A 16,571-nucleotide genomic window follows, 5' to 3' on the forward strand; every position below is an offset into this window, starting at 1 on the left:
GTGGGGAACATATGTTGTTGTTCGAGTGTTATTGCAGAAAATGCACCACACTTCTGAACTCTTATTTGTGCTGGGCATCTTTTTAGCTGATTGATCTGATGCAATCCAGTCGCGGCAGCGGATTATGCCTTACCGTTGCCAAATTCCATCAAGGTTCGCCAGGAGAAACACCATGCAAGTAGCACAAGGTTACCGCTGGGGCCTGAAAGCCGCAGTTTTGTTACTAATTAGTACCGTACTCAGCGGTTGCGGCATCAATAACATCCCAACCCTGGACGAACAGGCCAAGGCGGCCTGGGGTCAGGTGCAGAACCAGTACCAACGCCGCGCCGACCTGATCCCCAACTTGGTGGAAGTGGTCAAGGGCTACGCCGCCCATGAGCAAGACACGCTGACTGCCGTGATCGAAGCGCGGGCCAAGGCTACGTCGATCCAGGTGGATGCCAGTACTCTCGACAACCCGGAAAAACTCAAGCAGTTCCAGCAAGCGCAGGATGGTTTGAGCGGTGCGTTGAGCCGTTTGATGGTGGTGTCCGAGCGTTACCCGGACCTGAAGGCCAACCAGAACTTCCTGGCCCTGCAATCCCAGCTTGAAGGCACCGAAAACCGCATTGCCGTGGCCCGCCGCGACTTTATCCAGGCTGTGCAGGCCTATAACACTGAGATCCGCACCTTCCCTGGCCGCCTGTGGCACAGCGTGATGTACAGCGACTTGCCGATCCGCGCCACGTTTGAAGCCACCAGCGCCGATGCCGATAAAGCACCGCAAGTGAAGTTCAAATAACGCTGCATTGAGGTGTCGATGCGTTTATTAAGGATAGGCCTGGCGCTGTGGCTGTTGGCCTGCGTGGGCGCGGCCCAGGCGGCGCTGACCTTCCCGGCGCTGACGGGGCGGGTGGTGGACACCGCCCAGATGATCGACCCGGCTACACGCGAGCAGTTGACGCAGCAATTGCAGGCGCTGGAACAGACCTCCGGTGACCAGATCGTGGTGGTCACCGTGCCTGACTTGCAGGGCGTGCCCATTGAGGACTTCGGTTATCAATTGGGCCGCCACTGGGGCATTGGCCAGAAGGGCAAGGACAACGGCGCGTTGTTGATCGTGGCCCGCGATGAGCGCAAGTTGCGCATCGAAGTCGGCTATGGCCTCGAAGGCGTGCTCACCGATGCGCAGTCGTGGGTGATCATCAACCAGGTGATTGCGCCGAAGTTCAAGGCCGGCAATTTCAGCCAAGGCATCAGTGATGGTGTGGCGGCGATGGTGCAGGTAGTGGGCGGTGAGCCGCTGGCGGTGCCTGCGCATGTGGCGGATGCCAACTTTGCCAAGGATAATCCCGGGTTTTCCATCGGCCTGTTTATCCTGCTGATCGGCGTGTTGTGGCTGTGCAATCGTATGGGGCTGCCGGTGGGCGCGATCTTGCTGGCGATTCTGAGCAGCAGCGGACGCGGCGGCGGTGGGGGAGGCGGTGGTGGTGGTTTTCGCGGCGGCGGTGGCGGCTTCGGCGGCGGCGGCGCTTCGGGTGGCTGGTGATGATAATAATGAGAGAGCAAGCACAACCATGGCATTACTGACTGAACACGAGCAGCGCCAAGTCGCCGAAGCGATTGCCCGCGTCGAGAAAACCACCGACGCCGAACTGGTGACGGTACTCGCGGCCCGCGCCGACGACTACGCCTACATCCCGCTGCTATGGGCCAGTTTGATCGCGCTGGTGGTGCCGGGCGTGGTGCATTACCTGTCGGGCTACCTGACCATGTACACCTTGTTGCTGGCGCAGTGGGCGACGTTCATCGTGTTGTGCCTGGTGTTTCGCCTGCCCAAGGTCACCACGCGGCTGATCCCCCGATCGGTACGCCACTGGCGTGCGTCCAACCTGGCGCGACGCCAGTTCCTGGAGCAGAACCTGCACCACACGGTGGGCAGCACCGGGGTGCTGATTTTTGTCAGCGAGGCCGAGCGGTATGTAGAGATTCTGGTGGATGACGGGATTTCCAAGCGGTTGGATGACGGCAGTTGGGATGTGATCGTCAAGGCGTTTACCCAACAGGTGAAGCAGGGGCAGACGTTGGCGGGGTTTATCAGTTGCATTGAAGCCTGTGGCGAGTTGTTGAAGGTGCATGTGCCGGTGACCCAGACGCGTAATGAGCTGCCCAATCGCCTGGTCGTACTCGAATAGCCCATTCAATACCGAATCCAAATGTGGGCACTGTTTCATGTGGGAGCTGGCTTGCCTGCGATAGCATCACCTCGGTATATCTGACTCACCGAGGTGTCTGCATCGCAGGCAAGCCAGCTCCCACACAAGCCTGTTTTCACATTTGAGTTGTGGCTGCTCACTGACCGTTGATCAAATAACCCCGTGCCCTGAAGCCCCATCCCCCCTAAAATGCCCGGCATTCCCTGCCCGAGGCGTTTTTGTTCATGTCTGTTACCGCTCAACCTGTCAGCGATCATCACGCCCAGTTCATCGAATTGCTGAGCGACAGCCTCGCGCAGACCGCCTTTATCAAGCTGGTACTGGCCAAGTACGTCGGTGACGAGGCCGAGTTGCAGCGGCTGATCATCAAGCCTGTGACGGTCAAGGAACAGCCCTGCCTGTCCTTCGTCTATCGCTACAAGACCCGCGACATCACCAAGAACTTCCCCCAGGCCGACGGTGTGGCGGCAATTGCCGAGCTGTTGCCCACACAGTTCAAGAACGCCCACTTGTTGTCGCTGACCGACGAAGCCCAGCTGGAATACAGCAAGAAGAACAAAAGCTCGCTGTTTAAAAGCAAACCACAGCAACTACGTGAGGCGCCGTCTGCCGAGCATAATCGCGAGAAAAATCGCTTCCTCGACCTCAGCCGGCCGTTCCTCGCCGACCTGGGCGTGACCGACGCCAAGCAGGCGCTGATCCCGTCGATGTCGCGCAAGTGGAAGCAGATCAACAAGTTCATCGAAGTGTTCAGCCACGCGCTCACCACCTCACCCTTGAAGCTGGACCAACCCGTGCGCGTCGCCGATTTCGGCTCGGGCAAGGGCTACCTGACCTTCGCCATCCACGATTACCTGCGCAACACCCTCAAGGCCGAGGGTGAAGTGACGGGCGTTGAATTGCGCGAAGACATGGTGACCCTTTGCAACACCGCCGCCGCGCGCCTGGAGCACCCGGGGCTGGTGTTCAAATGTGGTGATGTGCGCAGCGTGGCACCCAGTGAGCTGGACGTGATGATCGCCCTGCATGCCTGCGACATCGCCACCGACTATGCGATACACACCGGCATTCGTTCGGGCGCGTCGATCATCATGTGTTCGCCGTGCTGCCATAAGCAGATTCGCCTGCAAATCCAAAGCCCGGCGCTGTTGAAGCCGATGCTGCAATACGGCTTGCACCTGGGGCAGCAGGCCGAGATGGTCACCGACAGCTTGCGTGCGTTGTACCTGGAAGCCTGTGGTTATGAAACCAAGGTGTTTGAGTTCATCTCGTTGGACCACACCAACAAGAACAAGATGATTTTGGCGGTGAAGCGGGCGGAGCCGGTGGATAACGCGCAGTTGCTGGAGAAGATCCAGGAATTGAAGGCGTTCTACCGCATCACCGAGCACTGCCTGGAAACTCTGTTGCGGGCGGATGGTTTCTTAAACTGAACATAGGTCAATGTGGGAGGGGGCTTGCTCCCGATAGCGGTGTGCCAGTCACCAGATTCATAGACTGATTCACCGCCATCGGGAGCAAGCCCCCTCCCACATTTAGACTGTGTTCGGCTTGGGAGCGGGCGCAGGCTGCACCGCCGTCTTGCGCCCCAACATCACTGTCCCAATCACCCCACACGCAAACACCCAAGTAATCGGCTCGATATGTTCCCCAAAGAACAACGCCGAAAACGCGATGGTGAAAAAGATCTGCAACAGCTGAATCTGACTGACCCGCGCAATCCCGCCCATGGCCAACCCTGCATACCAGGCGAAGAACCCCAAAAACTGCGAGAACAGCGACACATAGCCAAACGCCCACCAGGCGCGCATCGAAACCGCGCCCTGATGCTGCGCCGCCAGGTACCACACCGGGCCGATCAGCAGCGGCGTCGACAGCACCAGCGCCCAGCAGATCACTTGCCAGCCGCCCATTTCCTTGGCCAAGCGGCCGCCTTCGGCATACCCCAGGCCACCCACGGCAATCGCGCCGAGCATCAACAAATCGCCCGCCTGGATACTGCCGGCGCCAGTGATCAACGCATAACTCAACACCAACCCGCTGCCCAACGCCGCGCAGGCCCAAAAGGCTTTCGATGGCCGCTCATGGGACAACCACGCCGCATACAGCGCCACGCACAGCGGTTGCAGGCCGTTGACCAGCGCGCCATGGGACGCCGGCAAGGTCTGCATGGCCCAGGCCGATAACACCGGAAAACCGAGGATCACGCCCGCGATCACCAGGCACAGCCCGCGTACCTGACGCCAGGTCGGCCATTGCTCACGGCGCCACAGCAACAGCAGCGCTGCCGGAACCGCCGCGAACAACGCACGGCCCAGGCCGTTGAGCAATGGGTGGATTTCCTGCACCACGATGCGGGTGAAGGGCAGGGTCAGGCTGAAGATGATGACGCCCAACAGGCCGAGGGCCATGCCGGTGTTTTCGCGCGAGCTCATGGAGGTGGACCGAAATTCAGAGGGCTTCAAGGAAAGCCCATCTAGCCACAACCCCCTTAGATTGCGGGCCTACAGCTGAGTGCGGATTTATCCGTACAGTTGACTCCGGTGGGCGCGGGTTTGTGTGGGCGCCGGGCTTGCCCGCGATAGCATCACCTCGGTTTTACGGATGTACCGAGGTGCCTGCATCGCAGGCAAGCCAGCTCCCACTGAGGATTGTGGATTTATCGCAGTAATGTTTTCAGCTGCTCTATCCCCGCTTCGCTCAGTGGGAATACCGGTAGCCGAGGGTCACCCACCTCCAACCCGGTCAAACGCAAACCCGCCTTGATCGTCGCCGGCAACCCGCCCTTGAGAATGAACTCCAGCAACGGTAATTGGCGATAAAACAATGCCCGAGCCTCTGTCAGGTCATTGGCCAAAACTGCGTCGTACAGCGCCAGGTTGAGCTGTGGGATCAAGTTCGGCGCCGCCGTGCACCAGCCCTTGGCACCCGCTGCAAATGCTTCCAGCGCCAGAGGGTTGCAGCCGTTGTAGAACGGTACGTCGGTCTGGTGATGCAGCCGGTGCATGCGCTGAATATCCCCGGTGCTTTCCTTGACCATGGTCACGTTGGCGACGTGCTTGATGATGCGCAGGATCAAGTCCACCGACATGTCCGTGCCACTGGTGGCCGGGTTGTTGTAGAGCATGATCGGCACACCGATGCTGTCACCGATTGCGGCATAGTGGGCGAGGATTTCCGCTTCGCTGAGCTTCCAGTAAGAGGCCGGCAGCACCATCACCGCATCGGCGCCGTTGGCCTCGGCATAGCGTGCGCGGCGCACGGCTTTGGTGGTGGTGAGGTCTGACACGCTGACGATGGTCGGCACGCGCCGGGCGATCTTGGCCAGGCTGTAGGCGCTGACTTCATCCCACTCTGCATCGCTCAAATACGCGCCTTCGCCGGTGCTGCCCAGGGGCGCGATGGCGTGTACGCCGCTGGCGATCAAGCGGTCGATGGAGCGGCCCAGGGCGTCGAGGTCAATGCGCGAGCCGTCGGCGCTGAATGGGGTAATGGTGTAGCCGATGATGCCGTGAATGGTGGGGCTGGACATGGGAATTCTCCGCTCGAAAAAGGGCAATCAGTTCAGGCAGTCGGCGTGTTTACGCAGGTTCTGCCGGGCGTAGTAGTTGAACGCGGCGCCATGGCGCTTGGGCCGGGAGATCCAGTCATGGGCCTCGCGCCCCAGTTCCGGCAGGATCGGCTTGATGGTGCCGGCCGCCATCGCCAGCAACTGCAACTTGGCGGCGCGCTCAATCAATTGCGCGATCACGCAGGCTTCCTCGATGCTTGCCCCGGTGCTCAGTTGGCCGTGGTGCGAAAGCAGGATCGCGCGCTTGGCCCCCAAGGCTTCGGTGATGATTTCGCCTTCTTCATTGCCCACCGGTACCCCCGGCCAGGCCTCCAGGAATGCACAGTCTTCGTACAGCGGGCACAGGTCCATATGGGACACCTGCAGCGGCACTTCGAGCATCGACAGCGCGGCGATGTGCGTCGGGTGCGTGTGAATGATGCAGTTCACATCTGGTCGCCCACGGTACACCCAACTGTGAAAACGGTTGGCCGGGTTGGGAATGCCATGGCCTTCCAGCACTTCAAGATCCTCGTTCACCAGCAGCAGGTTGCTGGCAGTGATCTCGTCAAAGCCCAGGCCCAATTGCTGGGTGTAGTAAGTACCCTGTTCAGGCCCGCGTGCGGTGATTTGCCCGGCCAGGCCGGAGTCGTGACCCTTTTCGAACAGGATGCGGCATGTGAGCGCCAGCTTTTGGCGGTCGGTCCACGTATTATCCGCCAGGGTGTTTTGCATCTGGCTCAGTGCTTGCTTGACCAGTTGGTCTTTGGGGAGTGCTAATGTCTTGGCCATATCGGGTGCCCTTGGTGACTTCAGATGACACTAAAGATGCTATATGACACAAAGTGTCATTAGCAAGCACAGCCCATCGTTTTCTGCATGGATTAACCGCTGCACATGTCTATCCGTTTGAAATTACTAAGAAAAAAACTTGGCGTGACGCTTGAGGCCCTGGCTGAAAAATCCGGGATGACCAAGAGTTACCTGTCCAAGGTCGAGCGCGGGCTCAACACGCCGTCGATTGCTGCCGCGCTGAAATTGGCGAAGGCGTTGAATGTGAAGGTCGAAGAGTTGTTCAGCGAAGACAGCGTCAGCCTCGACAGCTACAGCCTGGTGCGCAGCCACGAGCGGCCGGACACCTCACCGGGTTACGCGGTGCTGGCCCATCAGGTCAGTGAACGCAGCCTGCTGCCATTCATCATTTACCCGCCGGCGGAGTTCACCGACAAGACCTTCAAGGAGCACGTTGGGGAAGAGTTTTTGTTCGTGCATGAAGGCCAGGTGGAAGTGGATTTCATGAATGAGCGGGTGATTCTGGAGCGCGGTGATGCACTGCACTTCAATGCGCAGAAGCCCCATCGGCTGCGGTCGGTAGGGCCGGTGCAGGCGCAGTTGTTGGTGGTGGTGCACAGCACTGAAGAGTGACCGCGATAGCTATTTGAAATGCTATTTAATGTGGGAGCTGGCTTGCCTGCGAAAGCGGTGGGTCAGCTTGCTCATTTGCCACTGACCCACCGCTTTCGCAGGCAAGCCAGCTCCCACAGTTGATCTGCTTTGTTCTGCAGATTAGCGTTCGACCGGGACGGACAGTGCAGGGTTGCCCAGCGCATGAGTACGCGCCGCAAAGAACCTCAGCTCAACTCCCGTGCCGTCGAACAACTGCGAATACCGCCGCTTCTGCTGGCGTATAAACCCATCACTGCGCCCCGACACCGAGATCGCTAGGGTGGTCAGTTTGGCCTGGCGAATGGCGTCCACCAGATGTTTATCCTGCGTCCCCAAGTCATGGCCGAACACGCACAAGGCCCCTTCATGACTCAGCAACTGCTCATAACAAAACGACAAGTAATCCGAACTGCGGATGGTCTTGAGCTTCTCTTCAACCTTGCCCTCGCTGACGAACAGCGGCACATCGTCCAAGGTCTTGATCGTGTTGTTGATGGCAAAGCTGCTGAGCAAGGTGCTGTCGGTGGACGGCAGTTTGCGTGCGGTGCCGTCCAGGTTACGCACCAGGTGCAGGCCGCCATGCAGGTAGAGGATGCGCGACGCTTGGGTATGGGTGTTGCGCAGGTCAAAACTGGCGTCGGCGCTGCGGAACAGGTCGTCGATGCCAGGCACGTGCAGGATCGCCCAATAGTTGAGCAAATCGTAGTTGCTGGTGAAGACGGTGGGGTAGCTCGCCAGTTCAGCGTTGATCGTTGCCAGGGTCGACGGTTGCACCAGGCGCCACGGGATATGCACGCCGTGGATGGTGTTGATCAATGCCTCCTTGATTGCGTAGTAGCGATTGCGCGGTGCGGCTGAGCTGACGGCCAGGGCCTTGTTGACCCGGCTGGTGGTTTTCAGCGCGCCCAAGGCCTGCTCGAAACTACGGGTTTGCAGGGCGTCGAACACGCTGAGTTCGGATTGGCTCAGGGGCTTTTCTTCGACGGTGCGGGCGTTTTCGAACAGCGAGTCGTAGGCAAAGTCTTCCCAGATCGTACGGCTGGCGCCGTTGCCGATCAGAATCCCGCTGAAGTCGATGGCACTGCGCAGTGCGCTCCAGTCTTCAAGGTGGGCGTCAATATCCTGGAAATCCTTCATCGCGGTGGGTCTACTCGAAATCGGCTGGTCGGTGACTTTATCACGGGTAGGCGTTGATCCTGATCAAGATGGCGTAGGCAGGCGAGGGCGATGCTGTAGGCATAAACGTTATCCGAGGATTCGCCATGAGCAGCACTTTCTTCATTCCCGCCGTCAACATCATGGGCACCGATTGCCTCGACGAAGCCATGACCGCCATTCGTAACTACGGTTTTCGCAAGGCGCTGATCGTCACCGACGCCGGGTTGGCCAAGGTAGGCGTGGCCGGCATGGTCGCCGAGAAACTCGCGATGCAAGACATCGATTCGGTGATCTACGACGGCGCCAAGCCCAACCCCAATGTGGACAATGTGGAGAAAGGCCTGGCGTTATTGCAGCAAAGCGCCTGTGATTTCGTAGTGTCCCTGGGTGGCGGCTCGCCCCATGACTGCGCCAAGGGCATCGCCCTGTGTGCCACCAACGGCGGGCGTATCGGCGACTATGAAGGCGTCGACCAGTCCAGCAAACCGCAATTGCCCTTGGTGGCTATTAACACCACCGCCGGTACCGCCAGCGAGATGACCCGCTTCTGCATCATCACCGACGAAACCCGCCACGTGAAAATGGCCATCGTCGACCGTAACGTTACGCCGCTGCTGTCGGTCAACGACCCCTCGTTGATGGTTGGCATGCCTAAGGGCCTGACCGCTGCCACCGGCATGGACGCCCTGACCCACGCCATCGAAGCGTACGTGTCCACCGCCGCCACGCCGATTACCGACGCCTGCGCTATCAAGGCCATAGAATTGATCAGCGCCAACCTGCGCCTGGCCGTGCGCGATGGCAGCGACAAGATCGCGCGGGAAAACATGGCTTACGCGCAGTTCCTCGCCGGCATGGCGTTCAACAATGCCTCCCTGGGTTTTGTGCACGCCATGGCCCACCAGCTTGGCGGTTTTTACGACCTGCCTCACGGCGTATGCAACGCGGTGTTGCTGCCCCATGTGCAAAGCTTCAATGCCAGCGTCAGCGCCAAACGCCTGAGCGACGTAGCCCGCGCGCTGGGCGCCGAGATCAAGGGCAGCACCGACGAGGAGGGGGCCCAAGCGGCCATCGCTGCCATTCGCAGCCTGGCCCACGACGTTGAAATCCCGGCGGGGTTGCGTGAGCTGGGGGCCAAGTTGCAGGACATTCCGTTGCTGGCCACCAATGCGCTGAAGGATGCGTGTGGGCTGACTAACCCACGGCGGGCGGATCAGCGTCAGATTGAGGAGATTTTTCGTAACGCTTTCTAAAAGGGGCAGTCACCAGCGGCAAGCGTTAAGCTACAAGGCGAACTGCGTTCAACTTGAGCTTGAAGTGTGCGGCTTGCCGCTGAGGTCCCCTTATGAGAGTTCTGTTATTCGGCGCCACCGGCATGGTCGGCCAAGGCGTGCTGCGTGAGTGCCTGCGGGCCGCCGACGTGCAGGAAGTGGTCGCCGTCGGCCGCACGCCGTTGACCCAGGAGCATGGCAAGCTGCATCAGGTATTGCACAGCGACATGCTGGATTTCCAACCCCTGGAAAACCTGCTGCAAGGCTTCGACGCCTGCTTCTTCTGCCTCGGCGTTTCGTCGGCGGGCATGAGCGAAACCAAGTACATCCACCTCACCTACGACCTCACTCTGGTGGCCGCCAGCACCCTGGCGCGGCTCAATCCGCAGATGACGTTTATCTATGTGTCCGGCGCCGGTACCGACAGTTCCGAGGCGGGCAAGTCGATGTGGGCGCGGGTCAAGGGCAAGACCGAGAACGCCTTGTTGCGCCTGCCGTTCAAGGCGGTGTATCTGTTTCGGCCGGGGGTGATTCAGCCATTGCATGGCGTGCGCTCGAAGACGCCGGTGTATCAGGCGTTTTATTCGACGCTGGGGCCTTTGCTGTCATTCGTGCGTCGGGTTAAACCAAGCTGGGTGGTGAGTACCGAGACCGTGGGCCGGGCGATGTTGCAGGCGGTCAGCCATGGCGCACCACAGCCGGTGGTGGAGCAGGCTGAGATCAACCGCTTGGCCAGCGAGCGTCACTGATGCTGCACACGGACGACATCCTCGGCAGCCTTGGCCTCACCGGCGCCGACATTCAACGCTTGAAAACCTCGGGAGTGGTGCAGTGATCAACGATTATTGCGATGCCTTGATCGTGCAGGAAGTGTCCCCGCGCGACGGCCTGCAGATCGAACCGACGTGGGTCGAAACCGTCGATAAGATCGCACTGATCGACCAGCTTTCCCTCGCCGGTTTTTCGCGGATCGAAGCCGGTTCGTTCGTCTCGCCCAAGGCTATCCCGGCCTTGCGCGATGGCGAACAAGTCTTCCAGGGCATCCAGCGCAAGCCGGGTGTGATCTACGTGGCGCTGATCCCCAACCTCAAGGGCGCCCAGCGCGCCATCGAGTCTCGCGCCGATGAATTGAACCTGGTGATGTCGGCCAGCCAGACCCACAACCTGGCCAATATGCGCATGCGGTGCGAGGCGTCGTTGGCGGCGTTTGGCGATATCGTCAGCTTTGCCACCGACCATCCCGTGCGCCTCAACGCCAGCATCGCCACCACCTTCGGCTGCCCGTTCGAGGGCAAGGTCGATGAAGACCGTGTGCTGCAAATCGTTGAGGCTTATCAAGCGCTGGGCATTCAAGGCATCAGCTTGGCCGACACCACCGGCATGGCCAACCCGCGTCAAGTGGGGCGCCTGGTCAAGCGGGTGTTGGAACGCGTATCCGCCAGCGATCTGACCCTGCATTTTCATAACACCCGTGGTTTGGGTTTGTGCAACGTGCTGGCCGCTTATGAAGCGGGCGCCCGACGTTTTGATGCGGCACTCGGTGGCCTGGGCGGCTGCCCGTTTGCGCCTGGGGCGTCGGGCAATATCTGCACCGAAGACTTGGTGAACCTGTGCGAAGAAATCGGCATTCCTACCGGCATCGACCTGCCGCACTTGTTGCAAATGTCCCGGCGTTTGCCGGCGTTGCTGGGCCATGATTTGCCCGGCCAAGTCGCCAAGGCCGGGCGTAATTGCGACCTGCATCCACCGCCGGCGTACATCGCCACGCTGTAACACGACACCAGACTATGGCTTGGGCGCGGCGTTGTTGCTGTGGGCCTGCCGCAAAAACTGCGCACCCTCGATAAGGGTTGATCAACCCGTCGTCGCCAGGGCGGGGTGCGGTGCGGCGCTGAACTGAATCAACGCCACGCCGCCGATCAACAATAACGCCCCCAACACGCGGGGCGTTGTCAGTTGGCGCTCCACTAGGCCGAACAGGCCAAAGTGGTCCAGCAGCAGCGAAGCGAGAATTTGCCCGGCCATGGCCAAGGCAATAAACCCCGACGCTCCCAGCTTGGGCAGCAGCATCAACGCCAGGGAAATAAAGCAAACACCAAACGCGCCCCCGGCCCACATCCACAATGGTGCCTTGCTGATAAAGGCCAGGCTCGGCAATGGCAACCGCAGCGCGACAATCACCGGTAGTAATACGATGATGCTCACCAGCAGTGACGCGAGGGTGGCCCACAAAGGGTGCCCAAGCCCGCGCCCCAGATTAGCGTTGATCGCACTTTGAAACGGCACGACGGCCCCGGCAATGACTGCCAACGCTAATAAGCCAGCCCAGTGCAATGAAGTCATATCGAAATCTCCCAGAGGTTTTGCTGGACTCTAGGGTATTCGTCGCGCAAATTTAAATTCCAAGTTCGTATGCCGGATATGCAGCCGATGAATGATCTGCGTCGTATCGACCTCAACCTGCTGGTGATCCTCGACGCCTTGCTCACTGAGCAACATGTCACCCGTGCGGCTGAGCGTTTGCATCTGAGCCAGCCGGCGGTCAGCCATGCATTGGCGCGCTTGAGGGATCTGTTGGGTGACCCCTTGTTGGTGCGCCAGGGCAGCACGTTGGTCCCGACTGCTCGTGCGCTGGAGTTGGCAACGCCGCTGGCCGAAGCCTTGGCCCACGTGCAGGCGTTGCTGGCACCGAACCGATTTGATCCGGCATCGGCCAAGCGGCGGTTTAGGGTGGCGATGTCTGACTACAGTGCCGCGATTTTCCTACCGGCGTTGGTGCGCGCTTTGCGTCGAGAGGCGCCCGGTATCGACCTGCAAATTGTCCAGGCCAGCCGCGAAGGCATGGTGGACGGTGTGCTTAACGGCGACCTCGACCTGGCCGCTGGCGTATTCCCCGATATGCCCGGCGAACTGCGCACCACGCCCTTGTTTGAAGAACACTACACCTGCCTGCTGGACCGCAACAGCCTGGCGGCTGATGGTTCTCTGGACTTGGCCACATACCTGTCGCGTCCCCATGTGCTTCTGGAAATGCGCGGCAGCGGCACTCCGGAAATCGAACGTGCGCTCACTGCAATTCGTCAGCGGCGACATGTGGCCATCAGCCTGCCGCATTGGGGCGTGGCGCCGCAGTTGATCCAGGGCACGGATTTAATTCTGACGGTGTCGTCCCGAGGGTTGCTCAACATCGATCACCCGGATCTGGTGAGCGTGCCACCGCCGTTTCATATTCCGTCGTTTGCGGTAGAGCTGGCGTGGCATGCGCGCCGGGGTGGGGATTTGGGGTTGCAGTGGTTGGTTGGGCGGGTGCAGGGTGTATTGTCGCAAGATCATCAATAACAGGAAAACCCCATGCTTTCAGGGCTTAACCACCTGACCTTGGCTGTCACTGATCTAAGTCGCAGCCTCAACTTCTACCATGCCTTGTTGCAGTTCAAGCTTGATGCCACTTGGGACAACGGCGCCTACCTTTCATTGCCAGGCCTGTGGCTGTGCTTGTCCGTTGACCCGCTGCGGGACGCGACGCCAGCCGCCGACTACACCCACTATGCGTTTACCGTCGGTGAGGGGGATTTCGCCGCGCTGGTCGAGCGGCTGCGAGCTACAGCGGTACGTGAATGGCGCGATAACCGCAGCGAAGGCGCGTCGTTCTATTTTCTTGACCCGGATGGTCACAAACTTGAGGCCCACGTCGGCGACCTGGAGTCACGTCTGCGCGCCTGCCGCGCTAAGCCCTATGCGGGAATGAAGTTTTATCCGTGATCCCCGAAAGTGCTTAATCCTCGCGTCGGGCCTGGCTGGAAACAGGCGAACCCGACAACCGTTCGTCGCACTAACAAGTTTTTTCTAAACCTTTGCCGCCTTGAAAATTCGAACTCTAGGCGGGGCGTGTTCCCCCGCACTTATTTTTTGCCCTGGAGGAACCCATCATGAGCCGCATGGCTATCCGGTTACGCACCGCCAGTTTCGCGATGCTGCTGGGCCTCGGCGCCAGCAATGCTTTCGCCCAGTCGCCCGCTGAATTTATCGAGCAGGCTTCGGCCAAAGGTATGGCCGATATCGAAACCAGTCGCATGGCCCACGCCAAAACCTCGTCCCAGGAAATCAAGGACTACACCATCGAGGTGATCAACGAGCGTACCCTGGCCAACCAACATTTGGCGGCCATTGCCAAGAAACTCGACCTGCCAGTGGCGCCGCGGGAAAAGATCGTCGACAAAGCCGAAACCCTGATGCCTGAGCTCAAGGACGGCGACTCGTTTGACGCCGCCTACACCGCGCAGCAGGTCAAGGAAAACGAAGACGCCATCGCGCTGTTCAAACAGGAAGGCGCGGCGTCCGATGTGCCGGAAATAAAAGCTCTGGTGGACGAGACGCTGCCCAAGTTGCAAGAGCGTCTGCAAAAGGCGCGTGCCCTGGCCTCCACCTACGGAAAAGGCCATCAAGGCGACGGTTGAGTGCGTTGCTGTACATGACAAACGGCGGTTGGATCTTCTCCCATCGCCGTTTTTTATGCCTGGTTCAAATCGGTCTTGCTGGGCGCTGCGTCGTCGGCTGCATGCCCGCAGCTGCTATTGAGACTGACGGTGCCAGTGTTGCCGATGCTGCGGTATTCCTGGCGCAGTTTTTCCAATTCTTTGCGGTCGAGGCCGTCTAGGCTGAGTACGGCGTTTTGCGCGTCCTTGCTGACACGCAGTAGCTCGTCGATCTTGATATGCAGGATGTCGTTGTCGCGGTTTTGCGTGTTCTGGATCAGAAACACCATCAGGAAAGTGATGATGGTGGTCGAGGTGTTGATGATCAATTGCCAGGTATCGTTGTAGTGGAAATACGGCCCGCTCAGGCTCCACGCCAGGATCAACGCCACTGCCGCATAAAAGGTCCGAGGGCTGCCGGCCCAGCGAGACAGGGATTGAGAGACTGCGGAGAATTTCATGACCGTTTTCCTTAAAAGGGGTGGGTGGTGAAATTATGGACCGCAGCGATTCTCTGAAATTTCTTTTTACAAATTTCAGGGTGAACACATTTGTACGTTTTTAATTAGAAGGCCAGTTCTGCCTGGCCCGTACCTTCCAGCGCGAGCAGGTACTGCTTGGCTTCAAGGCCACCGGCAAATCCGGTCAACCCGCCCGAGGCTCCAATCACCCGGTGACACGGTGCAATGATGGAGATGGGGTTACGCCCATTGGCCGCACCCACAGCGCGCACGGCCTTCGGGTTGCCGATCTGCTGGGCGATCTGGCTGTAGCTGCGGGTTTCGCCAAAAGGGATGGTGAGCAACGCTTGCCAGACCTGCTTCTGGAAATCGGTGCCGGTGAAATCCAATTCCAGCTCAAAGCGGTTGCGCGTGCCAGCAAAGTACTCTTTCAACTGCTGCTCGGTTTTCAGCAGTACCGGGCTCTCAGGCGCTTCATGCAGCTCGCCCAGGCGCACGCGGTTGGCGCGTTCTGTTTCCCACAGTATCGCGCTGAGTTTTCCATCGCGCGCTACCAGAGTGAGCTGGCCGACGGGGGAGAGCATGAGCTTATATTCATAGGGCATGGGGCGGGCTCCTGACTATGGGGTAGGGCAAGTCTAGAACGACGGAGCTATCGGTGAACTACGTTTCTTGCGATCGAATTACGCACCGATTCAGACGTTCCAATACGCCCCGTTGGCGAGCGGCGCATACCAGTAAAACAGCGAAAGATAGTAAAGCGCCTTGCGCAGCTACTGGGTGATATTAACGTCCACCGAGGCCCGGGTTGAGGCGGCGCACTTTAAACGGATGAAACCAGCGTAAATGGTATGCGCAATGCGCCAATGGGGCCTTCCCGAACGCCGCACATTTCATCGTGGACGCTGTGCTGCACCAGCACACAGGGAAACGGCACCACCTCTCGCAACAGGTCGCGCAGGTGTGTTGTCGAGCGAATACGCAGCGGCTGCTGATCATCGCCCAGCAGCGTCACCTGAGCGTGATTCAGCCGGATTCTCGCCAGGTAGACTCCACCCTCCAACGACAGCAGTTCCAACTCGCGCACTTCACCCTTCGCGGCCAATTCGGTCAGCTTGCGGATATTCATGCTTGCCTCTCACATTGGCGTGTTCATTGGCGACGAAAGAACAGCGTGACCTGGCCCCATTCGACGCCAAACTTGGTCATGCTGGAGCGGTTGATCAGCGTGTCCTCGTCCATCAGGTACATCCAGTCATCGAAACTCACCTCGTAGACAGAGCCGTCCACCGGCAGGTTTAGTCGATAACGCCAGCGCAGTGCGTTACCCGCCACTTCACCGATCGCCTCGCCGACCACATCACCCGCCCGACCGCGCCAGCGCCCGGGGCCATCGGGTGTCAGCGTCCACACTCGCTGTTGACGTGTGCCATCGCTGTACAGGAAGCGCTCGTCGAGAATCAAGGCGTTACCCTCACGCCGACTGGCGATATTCACTTCAAAGCGCTTGGCCACCTCCCCAGAGCGCTTTTGGAAAATCCCCCAGGCCTTGACGGGCTTGCTGAAGAAACGCTCCAGGTCCAGTTGCGGCTGCTGACTGGCGTAGTGCTCGACGCCTACATTGGCGCAACTACTCACACTCAATACCAGCAACAATGAAATCAGTAGACGTGTCATTGCTCGGCTCCGTGATTGCGCGCGGCGACGCTTCAGCGCTGTGAGTGATACTTATACAAAATAATAAATTTGTACAGGTATGTGCTGCGCCAACGCCAAACGCCTCAAATTTCAGCCATAAAAAAACCGGCCTCAAAGGACCGGTTTTTGTGCATCCCCCGTCAAAGAACAACCTGACGCGAGACCAAAATCTGAGTGGAGCGGGTAGAGGGAATCGAACCCTCGTCGGAAGCTTGGGAAGCTACTGTTCTACCATTAAACTATACCCGCTCAGAGCGGCTGACTTTGTACCAGATGTTCGCCGGGATTTGAAGTTTTTCTTCAAAAATGTGTGG

General features: G+C 59.3%; 20 protein-coding genes and 1 tRNA gene. 11 read left to right on the forward strand and 10 right to left on the reverse strand.

The genetic code is table 11. The features are described 5' to 3' along the window. The first annotated feature begins 172 nt into the window (after positions 1–172). From ICY20_RS03410 to ICY20_RS03425, 4 genes are all read left to right on the forward strand, one after another. On the forward strand, positions 173–784 hold the full coding sequence (locus ICY20_RS03410; RefSeq protein WP_159963397.1) for a LemA family protein: 612 nt from the start codon (positions 173–175) through the stop codon (positions 782–784). Positions 785–802: 18 nt separating this feature from the next. After that, the gene (locus ICY20_RS28245) at positions 803–1,531 is read left to right on the forward strand and encodes a TPM domain-containing protein (protein ID WP_194936926.1); all 729 of its coding nucleotides are present in this window, start codon (positions 803–805) and stop codon (positions 1,529–1,531) included. A gap of 28 nt (positions 1,532–1,559) precedes the next feature. Continuing rightward, positions 1,560–2,177, forward strand: a complete 618-nt coding sequence (locus ICY20_RS03420) for a TPM domain-containing protein (RefSeq protein WP_185709495.1) — start codon at positions 1,560–1,562, stop codon at positions 2,175–2,177. Positions 2,178–2,422: 245 nt separating this feature from the next. Next, on the forward strand, positions 2,423–3,631 hold the full coding sequence (locus tag ICY20_RS03425; protein WP_194936927.1) for a class I SAM-dependent methyltransferase: 1,209 nt from the start codon (positions 2,423–2,425) through the stop codon (positions 3,629–3,631). Between the two features lie 102 nt (positions 3,632–3,733). Here the strand turns inward: ICY20_RS03425 and ICY20_RS03430 are convergent, their stop codons facing one another. The 3 genes from ICY20_RS03430 to ICY20_RS03440 form a co-directional block, all read right to left on the reverse strand. Continuing rightward, on the reverse strand, positions 3,734–4,633 hold the full coding sequence (locus tag ICY20_RS03430) for a DMT family transporter (RefSeq protein WP_159963447.1): 900 nt from the start codon (positions 4,631–4,633) through the stop codon (positions 3,734–3,736). Positions 4,634–4,857: 224 nt separating this feature from the next. Continuing rightward, entirely contained in the window at positions 4,858–5,730 is an 873-nt protein-coding gene (locus ICY20_RS03435; protein ID WP_194936928.1) for a dihydrodipicolinate synthase family protein, read from the reverse strand. Positions 5,731–5,757: 27 nt separating this feature from the next. Then, a complete protein-coding gene (locus ICY20_RS03440) occupies positions 5,758–6,540 on the reverse strand; it encodes an aldolase (protein WP_159963449.1) in 783 nt (260 codons plus the stop codon). Positions 6,541–6,645: 105 nt separating this feature from the next. Here ICY20_RS03440 and ICY20_RS03445 point away from each other — a divergent pair, with 105 nt between their 5' ends. After that, a complete protein-coding gene (locus tag ICY20_RS03445; RefSeq protein ID WP_194936929.1) occupies positions 6,646–7,173 on the forward strand; it encodes a helix-turn-helix domain-containing protein in 528 nt (175 codons plus the stop codon). Positions 7,174–7,314: 141 nt separating this feature from the next. Here the strand turns inward: ICY20_RS03445 and ICY20_RS03450 are convergent, their stop codons facing one another. Beyond that, positions 7,315–8,331: a DUF4917 family protein gene (locus ICY20_RS03450; protein WP_194936930.1), complete on the reverse strand. Its 1,017-nt coding sequence runs from the start codon at positions 8,329–8,331 to the stop codon at positions 7,315–7,317. Positions 8,332–8,456: 125 nt separating this feature from the next. Between ICY20_RS03450 and yiaY the strand changes: the two genes are divergently transcribed. The 3 genes from yiaY to ICY20_RS03465 all read left to right on the forward strand — a co-directional run bounded on the left by yiaY (position 8,457) and on the right by ICY20_RS03465 (position 11,396). Next, positions 8,457–9,605 carry an L-threonine dehydrogenase gene (gene yiaY / locus ICY20_RS03455; protein WP_194936931.1) on the forward strand — a complete coding sequence of 383 codons (1,149 nt, stop codon included), beginning with the start codon at positions 8,457–8,459 and terminating at the stop codon, positions 9,603–9,605. Positions 9,606–9,697: 92 nt separating this feature from the next. After that, positions 9,698–10,372 (forward strand): NAD(P)H-binding protein, encoded by a 675-nt coding sequence (locus ICY20_RS03460; protein WP_194936932.1) that lies wholly within the window; start codon positions 9,698–9,700, stop codon positions 10,370–10,372. 82 nt (positions 10,373–10,454) lie between these two features. Beyond that, positions 10,455–11,396, forward strand: a complete 942-nt coding sequence (locus ICY20_RS03465) for a hydroxymethylglutaryl-CoA lyase (protein WP_194936933.1) — start codon at positions 10,455–10,457, stop codon at positions 11,394–11,396. An 81-nt stretch (positions 11,397–11,477) separates the two neighbouring features. Here ICY20_RS03465 and ICY20_RS03470 read toward each other — a convergent pair whose 3' ends face one another. Then, a complete protein-coding gene (locus tag ICY20_RS03470; RefSeq protein WP_159962182.1) occupies positions 11,478–11,966 on the reverse strand; it encodes a DMT family transporter in 489 nt (162 codons plus the stop codon). A gap of 78 nt (positions 11,967–12,044) precedes the next feature. Here ICY20_RS03470 and ICY20_RS03475 point away from each other — a divergent pair, with 78 nt between their 5' ends. The 3 genes from ICY20_RS03475 (at position 12,045) to ICY20_RS03485 (ending at position 14,080) form a co-directional block, all read left to right on the forward strand. Next, a complete protein-coding gene (locus ICY20_RS03475) occupies positions 12,045–12,962 on the forward strand; it encodes a LysR substrate-binding domain-containing protein (RefSeq protein WP_228758263.1) in 918 nt (305 codons plus the stop codon). A 12-nt stretch (positions 12,963–12,974) separates the two neighbouring features. Beyond that, positions 12,975–13,385 (forward strand): fosfomycin resistance glutathione transferase, encoded by a 411-nt coding sequence (gene fos, locus ICY20_RS03480; RefSeq protein ID WP_194936935.1) that lies wholly within the window; start codon positions 12,975–12,977, stop codon positions 13,383–13,385. Positions 13,386–13,552: 167 nt separating this feature from the next. Continuing rightward, on the forward strand, positions 13,553–14,080 hold the full coding sequence (locus tag ICY20_RS03485; protein ID WP_010563634.1) for a DUF4142 domain-containing protein: 528 nt from the start codon (positions 13,553–13,555) through the stop codon (positions 14,078–14,080). Between the two features lie 53 nt (positions 14,081–14,133). Here ICY20_RS03485 and ICY20_RS03490 read toward each other — a convergent pair whose 3' ends face one another. The 5 genes from ICY20_RS03490 to ICY20_RS03510 form a co-directional block, all read right to left on the reverse strand. Next, positions 14,134–14,559 carry a low affinity iron permease family protein gene (locus ICY20_RS03490; protein ID WP_194936936.1) on the reverse strand — a complete coding sequence of 142 codons (426 nt, stop codon included), beginning with the start codon at positions 14,557–14,559 and terminating at the stop codon, positions 14,134–14,136. 104 nt (positions 14,560–14,663) lie between these two features. Continuing rightward, a complete protein-coding gene (locus ICY20_RS03495; protein ID WP_194936937.1) occupies positions 14,664–15,164 on the reverse strand; it encodes a methylated-DNA--[protein]-cysteine S-methyltransferase in 501 nt (166 codons plus the stop codon). A gap of 218 nt (positions 15,165–15,382) precedes the next feature. Beyond that, positions 15,383–15,688 (reverse strand): DUF6482 family protein, encoded by a 306-nt coding sequence (locus tag ICY20_RS03500; RefSeq protein ID WP_194936938.1) that lies wholly within the window; start codon positions 15,686–15,688, stop codon positions 15,383–15,385. Positions 15,689–15,711: 23 nt separating this feature from the next. Beyond that, the gene (locus tag ICY20_RS03505; protein WP_159962175.1) at positions 15,712–16,236 is read right to left on the reverse strand and encodes a DUF3833 domain-containing protein; all 525 of its coding nucleotides are present in this window, start codon (positions 16,234–16,236) and stop codon (positions 15,712–15,714) included. 196 nt (positions 16,237–16,432) lie between these two features. Further along, a tRNA-Gly gene (locus ICY20_RS03510) sits at positions 16,433–16,506 on the reverse strand. Between the last annotated feature and the right edge of the window lie 65 nt (positions 16,507–16,571).

It is taken from the genome of Pseudomonas pisciculturae (genome assembly GCF_015461805.1).
GTDB lineage: Bacteria > Pseudomonadota > Gammaproteobacteria > Pseudomonadales > Pseudomonadaceae > Aquipseudomonas > Aquipseudomonas pisciculturae.

Bases quoted from the DNA above. Each gene is read 5' to 3' on its own strand.
- ICY20_RS03410 (WP_159963397.1), top strand. From the start codon at position 173: ATGCAAGTAGCACAAGGTTACCGCTGGGGCCTGAAAGCCGCAGTTTTG.
- ICY20_RS28245 (WP_194936926.1), top strand. From the start codon at position 803: ATGCGTTTATTAAGGATAGGCCTGGCGCTGTGGCTGTTGGCCTGCGTG.
- ICY20_RS03420 (WP_185709495.1), top strand. From the start codon at position 1,560: ATGGCATTACTGACTGAACACGAGCAGCGCCAAGTCGCCGAAGCGATT.
- ICY20_RS03425 (WP_194936927.1), top strand. From the start codon at position 2,423: ATGTCTGTTACCGCTCAACCTGTCAGCGATCATCACGCCCAGTTCATC.
- ICY20_RS03430 (WP_159963447.1), bottom strand. From the start codon at position 4,633: ATGAGCTCGCGCGAAAACACCGGCATGGCCCTCGGCCTGTTGGGCGTC.
- ICY20_RS03435 (WP_194936928.1), bottom strand. From the start codon at position 5,730: ATGTCCAGCCCCACCATTCACGGCATCATCGGCTACACCATTACCCCA.
- ICY20_RS03440 (WP_159963449.1), bottom strand. From the start codon at position 6,540: ATGGCCAAGACATTAGCACTCCCCAAAGACCAACTGGTCAAGCAAGCA.
- ICY20_RS03445 (WP_194936929.1), top strand. From the start codon at position 6,646: ATGTCTATCCGTTTGAAATTACTAAGAAAAAAACTTGGCGTGACGCTT.
- ICY20_RS03450 (WP_194936930.1), bottom strand. From the start codon at position 8,331: ATGAAGGATTTCCAGGATATTGACGCCCACCTTGAAGACTGGAGCGCA.
- yiaY (WP_194936931.1), top strand. From the start codon at position 8,457: ATGAGCAGCACTTTCTTCATTCCCGCCGTCAACATCATGGGCACCGAT.
- ICY20_RS03460 (WP_194936932.1), top strand. From the start codon at position 9,698: ATGAGAGTTCTGTTATTCGGCGCCACCGGCATGGTCGGCCAAGGCGTG.
- ICY20_RS03470 (WP_159962182.1), bottom strand. From the start codon at position 11,966: ATGACTTCATTGCACTGGGCTGGCTTATTAGCGTTGGCAGTCATTGCC.
- ICY20_RS03475 (WP_228758263.1), top strand. From the start codon at position 12,045: ATGCAGCCGATGAATGATCTGCGTCGTATCGACCTCAACCTGCTGGTG.
- fos (WP_194936935.1), top strand. From the start codon at position 12,975: ATGCTTTCAGGGCTTAACCACCTGACCTTGGCTGTCACTGATCTAAGT.
- ICY20_RS03485 (WP_010563634.1), top strand. From the start codon at position 13,553: ATGAGCCGCATGGCTATCCGGTTACGCACCGCCAGTTTCGCGATGCTG.
- ICY20_RS03490 (WP_194936936.1), bottom strand. From the start codon at position 14,559: ATGAAATTCTCCGCAGTCTCTCAATCCCTGTCTCGCTGGGCCGGCAGC.
- ICY20_RS03495 (WP_194936937.1), bottom strand. From the start codon at position 15,164: ATGCCCTATGAATATAAGCTCATGCTCTCCCCCGTCGGCCAGCTCACT.
- ICY20_RS03500 (WP_194936938.1), bottom strand. From the start codon at position 15,688: ATGAATATCCGCAAGCTGACCGAATTGGCCGCGAAGGGTGAAGTGCGC.
- ICY20_RS03505 (WP_159962175.1), bottom strand. From the start codon at position 16,236: ATGACACGTCTACTGATTTCATTGTTGCTGGTATTGAGTGTGAGTAGT.